The following is an 18657-nucleotide window of genomic DNA, read 5'->3' on the forward strand; positions in this document are numbered from 1 at the left end:
CGATCAGATCGTGGCTGGTCGTTGTGCCGCGTGGCGGCCAAGCGGACATTTCTACTTTGCCAGACAGAAGACATTCCAACTCCTCCGCCACATCTATTTTAGATTGAAATATTCCATTTTCAAATGCAATGCGCTGCTGCCGAACCATGACCCTATCCCAGACCTTCGCTTTGCTATGGCACTTAGTTGGTTCAAAATAGCGAAGCACTTCATAGGTCTGTCCCCGCCTGACTGGGTCACTGCCAGGCGGAAAAAGGTGCAAGTCCGGACGGAATCCAACCATCCCGGTGGCAACGGTAACAGGCCGAGCGCTGCTTCAGCCGATGTTACTGAACCGGCTTGATCGAGGCGACGATTGCCTTGACCTCGGCATCGTGCTTGTCTTCTGCGCCCTTGTCTCCCCAGTAGGTCACAACGAGAGCGTTGTCAGCGCTTACCTGCACGATGAGCAAGCCTACGCTAATGGGTCCGTTCTCATCCTTTCCATCCCATTCCAAAGTACCCATCTGCAGACCGTTGACCTCGGTAGTGGGTGTCTCCTTTTTAGTGGAAGGGTCGATCGTTACTTTGTTCTTCGCGAGAAAATCGATCGCATCGGTAACAACTTTGTCGATGGATTTGTTGTTGGCAACGTCGGCTGAAAGATAGACCGCGGAATCGTCCGAGGTTCCCTCGACGCCGCTGTCGGTTTCCTCCGGCTTCCAGCTGTCTGGAATGGTGATGCTTGCCACGGGCTTTTCGCCTGGAAATTTGAAGGTCGCAGCGTGCGCCGCGAGTGGAGACGTGAATGCAAGCAAGGCCAATACGATAATCTTCTTCATGACGGAATCCTTAGAGGTTAACGCCGATATGTGGGGCGACCTTCAGACGTCTAAACACAACATGTTAAGATCGTAACCACTTGGAGAATAAGAAAGAAGAATAATGAGAATAATTTCTGCTGAGATATACTATTATTGCTAGCTCGCTCAGCCGGCACTGATCATTGGTTGCAGTCTGCAAGCATTAAGTAACGCCATAAATTCCAGCGGATAGCCAAAAACAGTGCAGATGGCAAAATTCTGCCCTGCTTTGTATTGATGTGCTTGAGAAGCACTACTCGGCCTATCTCCGACCTAACATACGTTAAACGCGCGACATCTGGACTGTCGGATGCGTTGGGGAATACTCAAGGCCAAATCAGCCACAACTGAACAAGCGGAGCGCCCCTACCCTAAACGCTGTTACAAGGCATCTTGCGCATCCTTGCGATCAGCGGGAGCCGCTGCAATACTGTCGGGCGCGTGAGGAGCATTGATGGCGGACGTTTCGGCATTAAAAGTCAAGGAAACAAGGGCGACGGTACTGGGAGAGGCAGAGGCCCATCTGGTTACGTCCTATTGCGATCATCGCCTGGCGCCTGCCTGCAAGACCGAAACCGTCGACTTCCGCCATAGGCATCTGCAGTTCGAGGATTCGGGATTCAATTTCCTGCAGTACGGCCAGGAGGTCTCGGTGAGTTCTCGTGGCTTCGAGGAATTTTATATGCTTGAAATGCCGCTGGCCGGCGGCGTCGACATTACGTTCGGCACAGAGCGCCTCCGTTCCGAACCCGGCAAGGCTCTCATCCTTTCGCCAGGTCCCAAATTCCATTCGCGCTGGCGCGAGGGAACGCGCCAGTGGATGTTGCAGATCGACCGCAAGCTGGTGGATGAACGTCTCGCGCAAATCGCTCGCCGGCGCCGCAGCGGAAATCCCGTCTTTAATCCGGTCATCGACCTTGCGACCCCACACGGGCGCCATTTCACCTTTTTGCTGCAGATTTTTTCCGACATGCTAGCGGAAACTGCCGACCCTGTCGAACATGAGGCCATCAGCCCCGTGCTCACGTCGGTGGTCGACGAACTCCTGCGCAACATTGCCTTTACCAGCGGCGCGTCCGTTGTCCCCGAACGGCTGCAAGCCTCTCCGCGCCATGTGAAGCAGGCAATGGATATACTGAGAGCGCGCTATGCAGAGCGACTGATGATGTCGGCCATTGCGAACGAAATCGGCATGTCCGAACGTGCGCTCTACGACGGCTTTCATACCTACTATCAGCGTACACCACACGAAATCCTCACGCGAATCCGCATGGAAGAAGCGCGACGTTTGATCCGCAACGATGGCCTTGCGGCCGCCCAGGCGGCAAGAAGCGTAGGGCTTCATCATCTCGGCCGGTTCTCGGCGACATACAAGGATACCTTTGGCGTACTTCCCTCGGCTGATATCCGCCAGGATCGCTAGGCTCACGCGCAGGCAGTCCGGACTATCCATATCCTGCAGAATTCGCATCTGCCGGTGCTTTACCGGCGGCAAACTCCCATGACAGTTCCATGACGTGAGCTTAAGGTCCGCCAAATCGCTGCAAATGGTTTGGCGGTCTGGAGAAATGAATGCTCATCGGCTTGGATATCGGTTCGACCTCCGTCAAGGCAGCGCTGTTTGCGATGGACGGCAGCGTGATCGACCATCGTAGCCACAGCTATCCCACATCGCGGCCTGGCCCCGGCATGGTTGAGCAGGACCCGCAGCGTTGGCTGGATGGCATCCACGATGCGATTGCCAATCTGCTTTCTGGACGCGATCCGGCCGATATCCGTGCAGTCGGCATCTGCAGTCAGGTGAACACGGACGTCTTTGTCGACAACAGTGGCAAACCGCTGATGCCCGCAATCACCTGGCAGGACATCCGTGCCGGAACGGAAGCTGCAAAGCTCGACGCGACGATCACGCCCGCCGAGAAACAGGAATGGTGGGGTGCGGAACTACCCATCGGGGCGAGCCATGTGCTTGCCAAAATGATGTGGCTTGCCAAACACCATCCGGATCTCTGGGCACAAACGCACCAGGTTTTGTCGGCCCGCGATTTCTGTCTTTTGAAGCTTACCGGGCAAGCCGTGTCCGATCCAATTTCCGCCTTTGGTCAGGTTGGGTTGGACCATCAATATATCGACGCGCTGATCGATCGGGTGCCGGGCGCCAAGGCCAAGCTGCCACCGCTCAAGCATTTCACCGACATTGCTGGCGAAATGACATTGGATTCCTCTGGACGCCGGGTCCCCGTCATCACCGGCACCATGGACGCTTGGGGCAACCTCTTTGGCTGCGGTGTCTTCCGGCCGGGACAAGGGATGTATGTCAGTGGGACGTCCGAAATCCTTGCCCTCGCCGGCTCGGAGCGCATCGGTGCACCCGGGATCGTTACCTTCGCGACGATTGAGGGGCTTGTGGTCAACGCCGGTCCTACGCAGAGCGGCGCGGATTCCTTGCGCTGGTGGGCCTCGACAGCCGGCGTCGAGCCGGGCGATATCCCTGCCCTCGCAGAAAAGGCGAGCCGTGCCGACAGACCGATCCTGTTCTTGCCGCATCTCGAAGGAGAACGCGCGCCGCTTTGGGATTCCGAAATTCGCGGTGCCTTCATCGGCCTCGACAGTCGTACGAGTGCGCCGCAATTCGCTCTCGCGGTGCTGGAAGGTGTCGCACTTGCGGCTCGCCACTCTATGGGCTCTCTGGTCGAGGCCGCCGGATTTCGCCCCGACTACATGCTCTATGGCGGCGGCGGCGCTCGGTCCGATCTCTGGAGCCAGATCCGCGCAGACTGCCTGGGCACACCGCTGCATCGCTTCAGCTTCACGGATGTCGGTTGCCTTGGCGCGGCCATTCTCGCAGCCGTCGGCATCGGCGCATTCCAGTCGATCGCCGAAGCTGTGCCGGCCATGACCCGTGTGGAAAGGGTGTTTGAACCCGACCCGCGCCAAAAAGCGCGCTACGACGCAATGTTTCAAGCCTATCTGCGAGCGATCGATGCGCTCCGCCCCATCGGTATCATCCATACCGATGTGCAACCGTAACCAGCACTATCGTCACTTTGGGAAGAGGAGCATGAAATTGAAAAGACTAGCAATCTGGGGAAGCGTTGCCGCTCTGTTGTCATCCGCCTCCATGGCGTTTGCCACGAACGTCACGATCCTGACGCCCTATATCAGCTCGGTGCCGACCAATGAGATGGCACAGAGCTTCAAGGCACAGGGCGAAAAGCGCGGCTGGACCGTCAGTATCATCGACACGCGCAACGATTTCGGTCAATTGGCATCACGGATGGAGGATACGATCAACGCCAAGGCGTCCGCGATCGTGTTGATTTCGGCAGATCCGGCACAGATCGGCGATCAGGTCGAACTGGCGGCGAAGTCGGGCATTCCGGTGATTTCGCTCGACGGATCGAAGAACGCAAATGTCGCGGTCAACGTTACGTCCAACAATTTCGATCTCGGCACGCAGCTTTCGGACGCGCTGTTCAAGGCACTCGGCGGCAAGGGGAATATCGTCAAGTTCTTCCATTCGGCGCATCCGGGCGTTCATCAGCGCGAATTGGCACTGGATGAAGCGCTGAAGAAGAATCCAGATATCAAGGTCATCGCAGACCATTTCGTCAAGGTTCCAGGCCCCGTCGACGACGGCCGCGTCGCCATGGAAAACATCCTTCGCCAGCACGGCGACGACATCAACGGTGTCTGGGCTGCCTGGGACGATCCTGGCGTCGGCGCCGAACTTGCCGCTGAATCGGAAAAGCCGGATGCAAAGTTCATCATCATGGGGATAGACGGCAGCCAGCAGGCAATCGACATGATCAAGTCTTGCACACGCTACAAGGCGACTTTCCGCCAGGACTTCCCGAAAATTGCCGAGATCGGCGCCGAGCAGCTCGAAAAAATCCTCGGCGGCGGAAAGGCCGACAAGGATGAGATTTCCGTCCCAGCCGTCATGGTCACGCCCGAGACGCTTGGCGTGAAGTGCCCTTGACCTGAGCGTTGGAGAGTTCCGGCCATGTTGCTTCAGATAAGCGGTCTCGAAAAGCGCTTCGGCGGCGTTCGGGCGCTGGCGGGCGCGGACCTCTCTGTGACCGCCGGCTCGGTTCATGGCCTGCTCGGAGAAAACGGTGCGGGCAAGTCCACACTCATCAAGACGTTGTCCGGCCTCGCCAGGCCGGATGACGGCAAGATTCTGGTCGACGGCGAGCACACGGCGATCGAGAGCGTACGCCAGGCCGAAGCTTTGGGTTTTCGCTTCATCCATCAGGAACTCAGCCTCGTGCCGCAATTTACTGCGGTTGAGAATGCCTTCGTCGGGCGCCCCTACCCGCGCAAAGGCCCGTTCATAGATCGTCAAGCCATGAGCCGGGTGGTGGCGGAGGCGGCCGCCAGCATCGCTCCCGATCTGCCGCTCGATGTTCCCGCCGCGCGTTTGACAACGGGACAGAAGCAGCTCGTCGAGATCATCCGCGCCTTGATGAATGATCCGGCACGGCTGATCGTCATGGACGAGCCGACAGCTTCACTCTCCGAAGGAGAAGCACAACGTTTGCATAAGGCGGTCAGGACGCTTGCCGCTCACGGTGTCGCCGTCATCTTCATTTCTCACCGGCTCGACGAAGTGGCCGAGATCTGTGACCGCTTCACGGTGCTTCGCGGTGGAAAGACGGTCGGCACAGGCGCCATGCAGGGCACGACGCGAGCAGACCTTGTGCGCTTGATGTCGGGCCACGACGAAATCAGAACCGACAGGTCCCTACCACCGCCTGTCGGCAAACCTGTACTCGAAATCGAGCGGCTGCCATTCGGAATACGAGGCAACACGATATCGCTATCGGTTCGCGAAGGCGAAATCCTCGGCCTTTACGGCTTGGTTGGTGCCGGCCGCTCCTCTTTCATGAAGATGATCTGGGGCTCGCGGCCGACCGAGGGCGGAGCGATCCGCATCGGCGGCCACTCCTTGAGGTCAGGCGACATCCGCGCTCGTATTCGATTGGGGGGAGCCTACGTGCCTGAAGATCGTCGCAACGAGGGGCTGGTGTCGGTGCGCTCGATTGCCGAGAATCTTGCGATCAGCGATCTCAAACGCGTTCGTGCCAACCCTGCCCTCCCGATCACCAGCCGCGCCATGCTGGCCTCCCGCGCCGATGCGATCCGCGAGCGGCTCGCTGTGAAAATGAGTTCGCCCTGGGCGATGCCTCTGACACTTTCGGGCGGCAATCAGCAGAAACTCCTGTTCGGCCGCTGGTTCGGCGGGCAGATCCGGCTGCTGATCCTCGACGAACCGACACGCGGCGTCGATGTCGGCGCCAAGGCGGAAATCCATGCGATCGTGCGGCAAATTGCAGCTGATGGCGCAGCCGTACTCATGACCACCAGCGACATGGACGAGCTATTCGCGCTTTCGCACCACGTCGCGGTCTTTGCAAACGGCGATATCACGGCACGGCTGGAAGGCGAGGAACTCACTCCATCCCGGATTGTCGACGCCGCATTCCATCAAGACATCAGGAAAGATCCATCCGCATGACCGGCTTTGCCAGACAATACGGAACCCTGTTCGCGCTTGTCGCGATCATAGCCGCCTTCTCCATCGTCTCCCCGGGCGCGTTCGGCTCGATGTCGAACCTGATCAACATCACGCAGCAAATGACGTTGTTGGCGATCGTCGCCATTGGGGCAACTGTCGTCATGGCGGTCGGCGAGTTCGATCTTTCGACGGCATCGATCGTGTCCTTCGGCGGGATTTTCGCGGTCTATCTCTTCAAGCTTGGCGTGCCAGCTCCCCTCGCCTGCCTGCTCGTCTTGTCGATCGCAGCACTTTTCGGCGCAATTTCCGGCTATGTCGTCTCGCGCTTCCAGGTACTCTCGTTCATCGCTACGCTCGCGGTTGGCACGATCATCGGCGGCATCACCTTCTGGATCTGTGATGGCGCAACCTTGCTCGGAGACATTCCAAGCGGGTTCCGCGATATCGGACGGGGTCATACGCTGGGCCTGCCGACATTGACATGGTGGCTGATCGCCATCGCCTTCGTTGTCTGGATCCTGCTCGATAAGCTGGAAATTGGCCGCAAGCTCTATGCCATCGGGGGAAACCGTGAGGCGGCGCGACTGGCCGGCGTCAGGATCGTCTCCAATACCGTTGCGGCTTTCATCGTCTCGGCCGTGCTGGCGGCTCTGGTCGGAATTCTGCTGACCGCCCGCATCGGCAGCGCCAACCCCACGGGCGGAGGAGGTTATCTCCTAAGCGCCTATGCTGCCGTATTTCTCGGAATGACCGCATTTCGCGAGGGTGAAGCGAACCTGCCGGGGACCGTAGTTGGAGCCGCCATTATCGCAGTTGTCGGCAATGGCCTCACCATCCTTGGCGTATCGACATTCCTTCAGGACATCATCACCGGCACCATTATCCTTGCCGCGGTGCTCGTGCGCCGCATCGGCCAAGGGACAGCCTGACATGGCGACCGCTTCACGGAAGGAACGCCCTGGCCGGTACGGACGGTTTGGCGGGCAATTCGTTGCGCCCGTGCTCTTGCCTGTGCTGGACCGCCTGGAAGCTTCATTCAACGCGGCTTGGGAGGATCCCGCCTTTCGCCGGACGTTCGAAGATCTTTTGGGACGGTTCGTCGGCCGACCAACGCCAATCTTCGAAACCGTTAGGCTGGCCTCCGTCAATGGCGGCGCCCGCATCATCCTGAAACGCGACGACCTGACCTTCAATGGCGGCAATTACGCCAATTCAGCCCTCGGGCAATGCCTGCTTGCCGTGCGGATGGGGCTCGGCTCCCTCGTCACCGATACAGGATCTGGCCAAAACGGAGTGGCAGCTGCCGCCGTCGCTGCGCGGCTCGGGCTTGCCTGCACGATCTACATGGGAAGCAGCGACGCGCAACGGCACCCCTCGACAATCAAGAAAATGCGCGCCTTTGGCGCCGATCTTCAGGTCGTGGAGGATGCTGACCGGACATTGAGCGCAGCAACCTCCGCTGCAATCCGCCACTGGATGGGCAACAGCGCTACGACAGCCTACCTCGCCGGTGCACCGATCGGCGCTCATCCCTTTCCAGCCATGGTCGGGGCATTTCAGTCGATAATCGGCCGTGAAACCCGCCTCCAACTATTGGAAGCGGGTGTATTGCCAAAGGCAATTGTTTCAGCGGTTGGCGGGGGCTCCTCAACCCTCGGCATTTTTTCCGCGTTCGTCGACGACCGTCAGATCCGGCTGATAGCCGTTGAGGCAGGTGGTGAAGGCGGCGAAGGCAAGCCGCATTCAGCCCGCCTTGCGAAAGGGCAGCCGGGCATTTTCCATGGTGCGGAAACGCTTGTGCTTGCGGACGAAAACGGCCAGATCCAGCCAACCGCATCCATCGCACCCGGACTTGCCTACCCCGGATCCGCACCAGAGCTTGCACATCTCGTCGAGCGCGGCCGCGTCGAGACGCTTACTTTTACCGACGAAGACGCACGTCAAGCGGTCCTGCGTCTTGCGATCCGCGAAGGCGTCCTGGTCTCGCTCGAAGCGGGCCACGCATTGGCCGCCGCGGAGCGCATAGCGCGCCATTATGATCGAAACGACGCCGTGGTCGTCATGGTCCCCTCCGCAGGCGACAAGGATCTCGACATCATCTGGGCGGAAAACTGCAAATGACGCGAAATCGTATCGACCTCATGTTCGCACGCCTGAAGGCGGAACGCCGCAGCGCGTTTGTTACCTTCACCGTCGCCTGCGATCCCTCCTTTGACGAAAGCCTGGAGCGAATGCGGCTCCTGGCCGAAAATGGCATCGATCTGCTGGAGATCGGCCATCCCTTCTCCGATCCAATCCTGGATGGTGCGACGATCCAGCGGGCAAATCGACGTGCGCTTGCAGCGGGAGGCAGCTTGCCTCGGACATTGGACCTGTGCGCCGCCTTCCGCCTGGATAACGACGAGACACCGATCATCCTGATGGGTTACGCCAATCCAATCAGGACCATGGGTTATGACGTCTTTGCCGCGCGCGCGGCCGCCGCAGGCGTGGATGGTCTGATCGTCGCCGACCTGCCGTTGCGGGAAGCCGACGCGCTTCTCAAACACCTCAGCAAGTATGGGCTCGTCATGATCCCGCTCGCAGCACCGTCACTGCCGACGGAAGATTTCGTTTCGGATCAGAGGGGCGTAGGCGGCTTCCTCTATTGCATCCCGGTGGTCGGGCCAACCGGCGGTCCGTCCGCATCGATCGACGTCATCGCGGATGCGGTCGAACGCTGCCGCAGCGTTAGCGGCATGCCCATCATGGTCGGCTTCGGCATCAAGACACCCGATATGGCAGCGGCTGTCGCCAAGGTGGCGGACGGCGTAATCGTTGCGACGGCCCTGATCGAGCGGTTCGAGACGATGCTTCAAGATTGCGCGCACGAGACGTTCAAGTCGACGGCCGCACAAGTAGTCGCCGACTATCGGCACGCCATTGATAGCTGAGCCTGAGCGCTCTGCTTTGGGTCGTGTGTCCCGTCAGCGGGTGCTTTAATGCACCTGCAAACATGCCCTGTGATCGGTCAATAGTTCTCACGCTTGACTCTTCCCAAAAATGAGAACATTTTGAGAACAAATCAGGGAAGATGCCATGAGCAATGCCGAGAAGTTCATTATCCTGCCGTATCGAAAGAACCGCGGTAACCTCGTGCCGGGCGAGATGCGTCAAGCATCGAACGCCGTCAGCGCCGAGAAGATCGCTTCGGCCATGTCTGCTCGCTTCGTCGGCGTTGCCGCCTATGCCGTCATGGTGGATGAGGAAACCGGTGACATGACATCGCCTCGCCTGCTGGTGAAGCATGGCGAGATATCGGATCTGAACGCGGCTTAACCGTACCTGACAACGGAAGTAAGGAGCCCCGCCGGCAGCCGGCGGGAACTGAGACGTGCGCCATGCAAACGACAGGCTATCTGATTACGCCTCAAGATGCGGAGGTCTTTCGAGAACTCGTCGCCTTTCTGGGTGAAGACGTTTTCGACCAGCGGCAGAGAGATGGCGGCATCGCCAAATCCGATGTATTTCAGCGACACATCACCCAAGCCCGAAGCGTGCTTAAGCTGCTCGACGCTTGCGATCAAAGAACCTTGCCGCCAGATTCCGTCGCCCGTACAGACCGGCCTTCGTCCTCGTCGTATTCTTCTATGCCGGGCTCTATAGGAATTGCGATCTAGGTCGAGGTTTTATCGGATGGCCAGGTTACATAGTAGTATTTTCCGGCGACCCGCCCGAAATAGGCTTTTTCGTCGGGGTGTTTGTCTACATAGGAGCCGTCAGCCGTCTTTTGGAAGGCTCCGTGATCATCGCGTTTCAGATGGTCATTCAGGAAAGTGGTCCAGTCGCTCTTGCTGATATTGTCCGCCTTGGTCGGCTTGGCTTTTGAGTCCTTGTCCCAGGCCATGATTTCCTTGCCCTGCGTGGCGTCGGTCACAGTCAACTTTCCTGCCTTCAGGGCGCTGAGCATGGATTGAGAACGCAGATAGCTTTCAGGATCGTCCGTCGTCTCCGACAGCTTGGCCTTCAATGATGCCATGAAACCATTCGTTGCGATTTCAGGCTGAGAAATGGCTGGTTGCTGGTTCGCACCGGGTGGATTTGAAGCTTGCGCCGTTCCGCCCAGACCAGGAGAGCGGGGAAAAACATCATAGATGCTAGGCTGTTTACTCGCCTTCGAGTTACTGCCGTTCTTGCTCAAGAGAGCGCTGTATTTCCTGTCTGCACTGATGGAAATAGCCATTTTCAATCCGCCAAACGTTGAAATCTCAAGACGTAATGACAGTATTGGCACAACCTTGCGTGAAGCGGAACATAGGTTGAGCATGTGGCCACTCTACCACTAATGCTAGCGAAATCCGCAAGGTGGTCAGCGCTCAGGTGGCATCGGCAAACAGACGCGAGCCGAGGTGAGCCCGCGTCAGACGGCATGAGATCCGTGAGATTCGGTTCACCGCCAACTGGTAAAGTCCGAAGCGACACATCCGAACGGCGCCCGCTGATCGCCAAAACGCTTCTTCAACTGCGCGCAACCCCAGTTGTTGAGGGGAGCTGGCATCATGTTGTTGATGTCCATCCCGGGGGAGTTGAACTGCGAGTCCGCGCTGGTCACATACCAGACCCAGTAGCCGAAAACGGCACCGATGATCAGCAGTATCACAAGCAACACTCTGGCAAGGCGCGCCGTGATCGAAGGACCCTTCTTTCGCTGCGTGACAAGCTCCAGCTGTTGCCCAACCAATTCCGCGGTAAGCGGCGCGAGAGCCCTTGAGCGCTCTTCAGCCGTCATGTCGATTCGTTCCAGCTGCTTATCCAGAAGGATGGGGAGCGCAGACTTTCCATGCCAAACGGCAAGCGCCACGGCGTGATCGCCCTTCGTGCCGACCAGCAGAGGCTCCTGCCCCAGCTCGAAACGCGTGTGGGCGGCCCGACCCGTCTTCCTGCCGGAAATCTTGTCGGCATAGGTCACATTCAACCGCTTGCCGGCCCGGTCGACACCTGTAATCTCCACCGGGACAGGGACAAGGTCAGCCGGTCGGCTCAACCCGCCGCGGACGCGCCAGACACGCAAGATCTGGTAGATCAGGCCGAGGGAGACACCTCCCAACAGGACAGCGAACACCGCAAGCGTGATGATCCGGTTCCAGAGCTTGTCGATGCCGAGGCTAAGCGTCGCGAGTTCCGGATGCTCGCCAGATATAACGAGACTGGTTTCGTAGTCACCGGTATGGGCGTCGACGAACATGATCTCGACGTCCTTGTCATACTTCTGCCCGTTATACGCATAGTTGAGATGCGCCGAGCATGTCGTGAAGAAGCCTTTTCTAGTCTCGCATTTGCCGTTACGAATATCGCCGCTGTCGAGCATCACGGGGTTCTGGTTGATCGTCCAATCCCTCAATATGCCTGGGGCTTCCCACACCACCATGAAGACGGTGAGTGCTAGCACTATCGGTAGTGAAAAATAGCTGCCTCGCGCCGTGGTAATCGCGCCCTGAGCAAGCTTGAGAGCTCTCTGGGGAAGCTGGATAGTCGGAAATGTCATTGTGCGCCTGAAGCTCCGAATGATGACATGGGCATCTGAAAAAGCCGGTCGAAGCCTGAGCCTCGCTTGATCCTGGGGTTCGACTTCCTGCCCACATCTGCCGCGCGGTAAATAGACGGCTCACCGCGAAGTTCAATAGCAGGTTGTAAAAGATCCACCATCTTTGTAGGCAGTCCGATCGACGTACAGCCGGAAGCTGCGTACGCCCCTTGGTAGGCCCTGCCCGTCAAAATTAGACAGCAACCACCTTTTGAAAGCGAGGCGCGAGCACGAGGCGGAGGAATGTTCGACGAGAGGAAAGTCGCCCTTTCATGCCAATTGAGATCAATCCCCTAGGCCAGACTTCGGCAGAGCGAGGCCCTCTGTCGAAGTCTTGGTCAGCTGCACAGGCTCCGTGACATCCGCGAGGAAGTCGCCAAACAGCCGCTCGTGACAGTCCGGAAACGGTCATGCCCATTGGAGGCGCTGGCCCCCCACCAAGGCGCATAGCGCCCAGGAAGACTGCCAGTCCTGCCCCATTTGGGAGAGTTGCGATGACGGAGACAGCGCTCTGGCATCACACAGATTTCGATGGAAAATCGCCTTGATAGCGGTAAAGCGGCAACTCGGCCAAGGACGCGCGGCGATGGATTTCGGCCATGACCGGGACGAACACACTGTTGCGGCGCTCAAGCTCGGCATGTTCTTGCAGCCACGCCGGTACGAGTTCGGCCAGTTCGGCAAAGACGGCAGCCTCGTCCACGGTGGTCAGCCGGCCCTCCTCCATGACGATGCGACCGGCGACCATGACTTTTTCGATGGACGAGCCGTTTTCAGAATAGACGAGATGCTTGGCGGCATCGTTGAACGGCATGAAGGGATAGGACCGCAAGTTCAGGATCACCAGATCGGCGGATTTTCCCACCTCCAGTGAACCGGTGACGTGCTCGAGCATCGCCGTCTTCGCTCCGCCGATCGTTGCCATGCGCAAGACCTCATCGGCTGTGACCCACTTCTCGTAATCCGGACCGGAAACGGCGTGGATGAGACCAGCTACACGCATGACGTCGAAGATGCGCGCTGTATCGTTGGATGAGACGCCATCCGTGCCAAGGCCAAGCGTGACGCCCAGATCCAGCAGGCGCCTCACCGGCGCGATGCCGGCACCGAGCTTCTGGTTGGAAATGGCGTTATGGGCGACCGAGACGCCGGCGTCCCCCATCAGTGACATGTCTTCATCGCTGACCCAGACCGAATGCGCGATCGTCGTGTTGCGCCGAAGAAGCCCCAGATCCTTCATATATGCAATAAGGCTCTTGCCGTGCAGTTCGTGCCCGGTAATCGCCTGTGTCCGCGTTTCCAGCACATGGGTATGGAATGGGACACGTTTTGCCACGGCCAGCTCCATACAGGCCATCATGAGGTCCGGCGTGCAACGCTGTGGCGCCGACGGTGCGATCATGAAGTTCACGCGCCCGGCGCGGCCATGCAAGCTGTCAAATGCGGATTTGCAGAAATCGACATAGGCGTCAGTCGTCATCGGCGGCCCGAAGTCGAGCAGATTCTGTAGTTCCGCCGGCGTCACCTCGCGCGCAAACGGCAGCGCATCGAGCGTGTGGATGTTCATGGCGGCGCTTGAGACATTCGCGCGAATACCCGCATCTTCATAAGCGCGGAACACCGTGCCGAGCCGATCGAGATCGTGGGCCGGCGGATCGAAGAAGTCGTCACAGAGTGTCGTGACGCCGTTGCGTAGCGACTCCATCGCCAGCAGCAGGCTTCGCAAGTAGAGGAGCCGCTTACCGATCGGATCGTTCATCAGTAGCGGATAGGCATAAAGCAACCAGATCTCGAGCGGCATGCCTTCATAGCGGCCGCGAAAGAAGGTTTCGCTGGAATGGGTATGAGCGTTGATCAGGCCCGGCATCACCAATCGGTCGCGACCGTCGATAATGCGGGCGCCATCCGGCGGGATCAGATTGGGGCCGATTGCGGCGATCAAGCCGTTGTCCACCAGAATGTCTCCGGCGAAAGGCTGCGTACCATGCGCTGCATCGACAGCGAGGATCATGGCGTTGCGGATCAGGATCTTGTTCATGGCGGTTTCCCTCTCCTATTGGTCCTTCAGTTCGCCGAAACTTCCCGCCGTCTTGGAGCCGCTCAACCGGCCGGAAAGCCAGACGCCGAATACGGTGGCGAGATAGGGCAGCGCTTGCAGCAGGTCGTGCGGAACCTTATCCCCGAACATCAACTGGGCGCGGATTCCGAGCGCGCCGGCAATGGCAAAGAAGAGTGCAGCCAGCGTCGCGCCGACCGGATGGGCCGCTCCGAAGATGACGGCGGCAAACGCCATGAAGCCGCGTCCCGCCGTCATTCCCTGTGCGAAGAACTGCAGGCTTCCAGCCGCAAGTTCCGCTCCGCCGATGGCGCACAGCGCCCCGCCGATCGACAAGGCCAGAAGACGCATTCGCTGCGGTTGGATGCCGACACTTCGCGCTGCAAAGGGATGCTCGCCGCTGGCGGTCAGTTGCAGGCCGAAACGGCTGCGCCGCAGCAGAAGCCACATGGCGGAAACGACGAACGGCATGGCGGCAACGAAAATCGACAGCACGCCGTAGGGGCCGAACGCTGGTCCGAGCTTCGGTACGCCAAAGGGCGCCGTCACCATTCCCTGACTGCCGAAGATCGATTCCACCGCCAGCGCCGTGCCGCCGACGCCGAGGCCCGTCAGACCAAGCCCGGCAATGATCGGATTGGCCTTCAGCTTCTCGATGACGAACCACAGAAGTATCGAGGCGGCGACGCAGAGCAGAATGGCGATGAGGATAGCCAGGATAAAGGAGTGCGTCAGCATGATGCCGAGAATGGTGGCGCAGGCGCCGATGATCATCAGGCCCTCAAGACCGAGATTCCAGACACCGGCGCGTTGCGCGATGACGCCGGCAAGGGTCACGTAGATCAATGGCGTGCCGGAGCGCAGGATAGCGATGATGATGTCGTTCATTGCGGACGTCCTCCCAGACGCAGAAGCTTCTCGACGACGTTGGATCTGGCCGTGATGAAGAGCGCGATGGCGGCGTTGATGATGTCGATCGCCGCAGCCGGCAGACCCGCCATGATCGGCAGGTATAGCGCGGCCGATGCCAAGCCTCCGAAGAAGATCGAAACGACAGCCGTGCCGACCACCGAGAGATTGGCGACAAGCGCTACCAGGATCGCGGTGAAGCCATGCGTCGGCAGAAAACCGGACGCGATGCGGCCGTTAGGACCCATCAACTCGATCGTTCCCGCAAGGCCCGCCAGTGCGCCGGAAATGATGAAACTCGACAAGCCAAGTTGCCAGAGCTTCGCACCCTGCCAGCGCACCATCGTGCCGTTTCGGCCGGCAAGGCTTGCCAGCACGCCGAAGCTGGTGCGGTTGACGAGAAGCCACATCGCTATCCCGACGACCAGCGCGATGCCGATGATCGTTGGTGACAGACCGAGCGAATTGGAAATGCGATAGGCGGCGTCGATCGGACGGCTCGATGCCTGCTGACCGGTGCCCGATGGATCCTTGAGCGGACCCGACGTCACGTAGACCAGGAGCAGGCCAGCCATGAAATTGCCCATCAGCGTGGTGATCACCTCGTCAGTGCCGGAACGCAGCTTCAGGAGACCCGGCCAGAGTGCCCAAAGCGCGCCACCCGCCATGCCGGCCAGAAAGATCAACGGCACGACAATGATGGCAGGGCCACCGCGCAAGGCCTCCGCCGCGAAGGCCGCGGAGATCGCCCCGACATAGAACTGCCCCTGTGCACCGATATTGAAGAAGCCAGCGCGGAAGGAAATGCTGACGCCCACTGCCGTGATGAACAGTGGCAGCGCCCATCTCAGGCTTTGCTCGACAGCGCCGGGCCGCAAAAATGCGCCATCGGCAACCGCGACCAGCATTTGCGGCGCGTTGTAGCCGGCAAACTGGAAGAGCACGGCGCAAAGGATCAGCGAGAGGGCTACGAAGACCAAGCTGCGGAGAATAACGACTATCTTGTTCTTCATCGTCATGCTCCCGCAGCAACGGACGTTGCGCCGACCATGGCCGCGCCGACAGACTGAATATCGTATGGTCCGACGAACTCACCAGCAACGCGGCCGGACAGCATGACCACCACACGGTCGGAAATATCGAACAACTCGTCCAGATCCGAAGAGATCAACAGGATCGCCACCCCCTTGTCGCGCGCTTCGCGCAAGGCTTTCCAGACGAAAGCGGTGGCGCCAATATCGAGCCCGCGTGTCGGTTGCGCCGCGATGATGAGCTTGGCGTCGGCGTCGATTTCACGCGCTAGAATGACTTTCTGGGCGTTGCCTCCCGATAGCGAACCGGCCTGCTGCGTGGAAGCGTGATAGTGAACACCCCAGTTCTTCAGCGACTGGTCACAGCGCGCGCGGATTCCTGCCGGTTTGACAAGCTTCAGGAGAGAGCCCTGCAGCAACTCGCGTGCGCTCCAGTTCTCCCAGAGAGAGCTGGTCAGGCTGAGACCTTCGACATTGCGTTCGAACGGAATGATGCGAAGCCCAGCGCCGCGGCGGGCCGCCAGCGTCTTTTCCGTAACATTCTGTCCGGCAAGCATAATCGCACCGCCCGAGAGGGTCGCAAGGTTGGCAATGGCACGTACGAGCGTTTTCTGCCCGTTGCCCTCGACACCGGCGATGCCGACGATCTCGCCCGGTTGGATGGACAGGCTGACATTATCGAGTGCCGCCCCCTCGTCATCAGGCAAAGTAGAGACGGATGTCATCGTCAATACCGGCTGTCGCGCGGCGCGGCCAGAATTTCCGTGGAGCGGGATGTCTCCCGGTTCGCCGACACCAAGCAACGCGTCCCTGTCCTTTGCGCTTTGCGGACGCGCCGCATCGCCAACGATCAATGCCGTCAGCTGTTCAGCCGTGAGACCGGCCTTCGGCAGCGGCCCTTCGACGCGCCGACCGCCTCGCAATACGCTGATCGTGTCTGCGATGGCGAGAACCTCCCGGATCTTGTGAAGAATGAGAATGACGGTAACACCGCGCTCCTTCAGCCGCCGCACGCGGGCGAAGAGCGTCTCGATCCCGGCGGGAGAGAGAACGGCCGTCGGTTCGTCGAGGATCAATACTTTCGCGTCGGTGACAAGAGCGCGGGCGATCTCGATGCTCTGTTGGGTTTCGACCGGCAGATCGCGAATGCGCCGCGAAAGGTCGACCTGGATATCGAGGCTCTGCAAATGCGCGCGCCATTTTTGCGCCAGCGCCTTGCGCGAATAAAAGCCTCCATGGCCCGGCGCACCGAACTCCATCACTTCCGCAACCGTAAAGGATGGCGGCAGAGCAAAGCTCTGATGGACAAGTTCGACGCCCGCTTCGCGGCTGTCGCGCACATGGCCTGTACGGATGGCCCGTCCGGAGATTTCGACCTGGCCGGCAGTCGGCTGCACGAGGCCGGACGCGACACGGGCGAATGTGGTTTTGCCAGCGCCGTTCTGGCCGAGAACGGCATGAATGAGGCCGGCCTCGAATTCGATCGAAACGTCCGAAAGCGCCGTCACATCGCCATAGCGGACGGTTACGTCGCGGCATGCGAGCGCAGGCGGTGAGTGATTGGACATGAGAAGCTTCCCGACATGATTCTGCAGGCCCGTCGCTATCGCCGGAGCCCAAGATGCTCTGGCCGGCTGCCGTTAGGCAACCGGCCGAACTGGTATTAAAGAGTGGTCTTGAACGCGACCTTGACGGAGCCGTCAAGAATGCCGGCGCGCACCTTGTCGACGTCCTTCAAGGCCTCCTTTGCCTTTGCCGTCAGCTCTGCCGGACCCTGCTCTGCAAATAGCGGTGAAGGGATGAAGTTGATGACACCTGTCCCGAGACCGGTATGCTCGTGGGCGCCGCCCTTCCATGCCGCTCCGAGAGCCTTGCTCACTTCGTTGTAGAGTGACACGCCAAAGTCCAATCCGACGATCGAGATCACCGACTTAGGCCCGAGCGCGAACTGCGCCGGCGAAAGGCAGCTGACCATCCGGCCCTCCTTCTCGTTGGCCGCAGCGATGATGCCGCCATCGGTGGCTGCCGCATCTGTCTGGATATAGTCGATGCCATCATTGAACATCTGCGTCGCAATTTCCTGACCTTTGGCCGGATCCTGGAACGAGCCGGCGAAGGCGGCCGTCACCGTGGCATTGGGGTTGACCGATTGGACGCCGGCCTTCAGCGCGTTGAAATCGGCGTTGAGCGGCGGGATGGAAACACCGCCAATGAAGCCGATCTTGCCGGTCTTCGACATCTTGGCGGCAAAGACGCCGGAGAGAAAGCAGCCGAGATAATAGTCATAAGAGACCGTAACGACGTTCGGGATCGCAGGTTCGAAGGGATCGGCAAACAGCTGGATCCATTTGGTATTGGGGTAGGATGGGGCAAGCGCCTTGAACGGCTCTGCGACTTCATTGAAGGTCGAGACGATGATGGAGGCGCCGGCATCGCCGAGCGTACGGAACACCGTCTCGTAAGTCGCGGGATCCTGCGCATAGACGGCTCGATAGGTGAACCCCTGCTCCGTCGACAGCTGCTTCAGCTTGGCGATCATGGCGTCGACCGGGCCGTTGTCACCGGCCGCCTGCGTGTGAACAAGCGCGACGAGCCCGCCGGCGGCACGCGCCGCTTGCGGCATCACCCCGGCAGCAAGACCAAACGCTGCGGCGCCGGCACCAAGCTGGAGGAAGGTGCGGCGATCGATGCCGCGAGAAAGATCGTTGTCACTTCTTGAGTTTTTCATGTCTTCA

17 protein-coding genes are annotated in these 18657 nt (G+C 59.6%); 8 read left to right on the plus strand and 9 right to left on the minus strand.

The window, feature by feature from the left end; all coding sequences use genetic code 11:
* Nucleotides 1-326 precede the first annotated feature (326 nt).
* The gene (locus GGD46_RS31915) at nt 327-821 is read right to left on the minus strand and encodes a histidine kinase (RefSeq protein WP_184711168.1); all 495 of its coding nucleotides are present in this window, start codon (nt 819-821) and stop codon (nt 327-329) included.
* Between the two features lie 475 nt (nt 822-1296).
* Here GGD46_RS31915 and GGD46_RS31920 point away from each other — a divergent pair, with 475 nt between their 5' ends.
* The 8 genes from GGD46_RS31920 to GGD46_RS31955 all read left to right on the plus strand — a co-directional run bounded on the left by GGD46_RS31920 (nt 1297) and on the right by GGD46_RS31955 (nt 9681).
* Nucleotides 1297-2265 carry an AraC family transcriptional regulator gene (locus GGD46_RS31920; protein ID WP_184711169.1) on the plus strand — a complete coding sequence of 323 codons (969 nt, stop codon included), beginning with the start codon at nt 1297-1299 and terminating at the stop codon, nt 2263-2265.
* Nucleotides 2266-2414: 149 nt separating this feature from the next.
* Nucleotides 2415-3872, plus strand: a complete 1458-nt coding sequence (locus GGD46_RS31925) for an FGGY-family carbohydrate kinase (RefSeq protein ID WP_184711170.1) — start codon at nt 2415-2417, stop codon at nt 3870-3872.
* 37 nt (nt 3873-3909) lie between these two features.
* A complete protein-coding gene (locus GGD46_RS31930; protein ID WP_246806519.1) occupies nt 3910-4824 on the plus strand; it encodes a sugar ABC transporter substrate-binding protein in 915 nt (304 codons plus the stop codon).
* Between the two features lie 24 nt (nt 4825-4848).
* Entirely contained in the window at nt 4849-6363 is a 1515-nt protein-coding gene (locus GGD46_RS31935; RefSeq protein ID WP_184711172.1) for a sugar ABC transporter ATP-binding protein, read from the plus strand.
* Nucleotides 6360-7292: an ABC transporter permease gene (locus GGD46_RS31940; RefSeq protein WP_184711173.1), complete on the plus strand. Its 933-nt coding sequence runs from the start codon at nt 6360-6362 to the stop codon at nt 7290-7292. The genes GGD46_RS31935 and GGD46_RS31940 overlap by 4 nt, the downstream gene beginning before the upstream one ends.
* Before the next feature lies 1 nt (nt 7293).
* Entirely contained in the window at nt 7294-8484 is a 1191-nt protein-coding gene (gene trpB, locus GGD46_RS31945; RefSeq protein WP_184711175.1) for a tryptophan synthase subunit beta, read from the plus strand.
* Nucleotides 8481-9296 carry a tryptophan synthase subunit alpha gene (trpA, locus tag GGD46_RS31950; RefSeq protein WP_184711177.1) on the plus strand — a complete coding sequence of 272 codons (816 nt, stop codon included), beginning with the start codon at nt 8481-8483 and terminating at the stop codon, nt 9294-9296. The genes trpB and trpA overlap by 4 nt, the downstream gene beginning before the upstream one ends.
* Nucleotides 9297-9441: 145 nt before the next feature.
* Nucleotides 9442-9681 (plus strand): hypothetical protein, encoded by a 240-nt coding sequence (locus GGD46_RS31955; protein ID WP_184711178.1) that lies wholly within the window; start codon nt 9442-9444, stop codon nt 9679-9681.
* Here the strand turns inward: GGD46_RS31955 and GGD46_RS33665 are convergent.
* The 8 genes from GGD46_RS33665 to GGD46_RS31990 all read right to left on the minus strand — a co-directional run bounded on the left by GGD46_RS33665 (nt 9678) and on the right by GGD46_RS31990 (nt 18611).
* A complete protein-coding gene (locus GGD46_RS33665) occupies nt 9678-9929 on the minus strand; it encodes a hypothetical protein (protein ID WP_210325780.1) in 252 nt (83 codons plus the stop codon). The genes GGD46_RS31955 and GGD46_RS33665 overlap by 4 nt on opposite strands.
* An 89-nt stretch (nt 9930-10018) precedes the next feature.
* A complete protein-coding gene (locus GGD46_RS34120; RefSeq protein WP_246806520.1) occupies nt 10019-10585 on the minus strand; it encodes a hypothetical protein in 567 nt (188 codons plus the stop codon).
* Nucleotides 10586-10792: 207 nt separating this feature from the next.
* The gene (locus GGD46_RS31965; protein ID WP_184711179.1) at nt 10793-11887 is read right to left on the minus strand and encodes a hypothetical protein; all 1095 of its coding nucleotides are present in this window, start codon (nt 11885-11887) and stop codon (nt 10793-10795) included.
* A gap of 556 nt (nt 11888-12443) precedes the next feature.
* Nucleotides 12444-13964: an amidohydrolase family protein gene (locus GGD46_RS31970; protein ID WP_184711180.1), complete on the minus strand. Its 1521-nt coding sequence runs from the start codon at nt 13962-13964 to the stop codon at nt 12444-12446.
* Between the two features lie 15 nt (nt 13965-13979).
* Entirely contained in the window at nt 13980-14870 is an 891-nt protein-coding gene (locus tag GGD46_RS31975) for an ABC transporter permease (RefSeq protein ID WP_184711181.1), read from the minus strand.
* Entirely contained in the window at nt 14867-15904 is a 1038-nt protein-coding gene (locus GGD46_RS31980; protein ID WP_184711182.1) for an ABC transporter permease, read from the minus strand. Before GGD46_RS31980 ends, GGD46_RS31975 begins: the two co-directional genes overlap by 4 nt.
* A gap of 2 nt (nt 15905-15906) precedes the next feature.
* On the minus strand, nt 15907-17490 hold the full coding sequence (locus GGD46_RS31985; protein ID WP_184711189.1) for an ABC transporter ATP-binding protein: 1584 nt from the start codon (nt 17488-17490) through the stop codon (nt 15907-15909).
* 95 nt (nt 17491-17585) lie between these two features.
* Complete coding sequence (locus GGD46_RS31990) at nt 17586-18611, minus strand: BMP family ABC transporter substrate-binding protein (RefSeq protein ID WP_184711230.1); 1026 nt, start codon at nt 18609-18611, stop codon at nt 17586-17588.
* Nucleotides 18612-18657: the final 46 nt, after the last annotated feature.

It is taken from the genome of Martinezella lusitana (assembly GCF_014207095.1).
GTDB lineage: Bacteria > Pseudomonadota > Alphaproteobacteria > Rhizobiales > Rhizobiaceae > Rhizobium > Rhizobium lusitanum_B.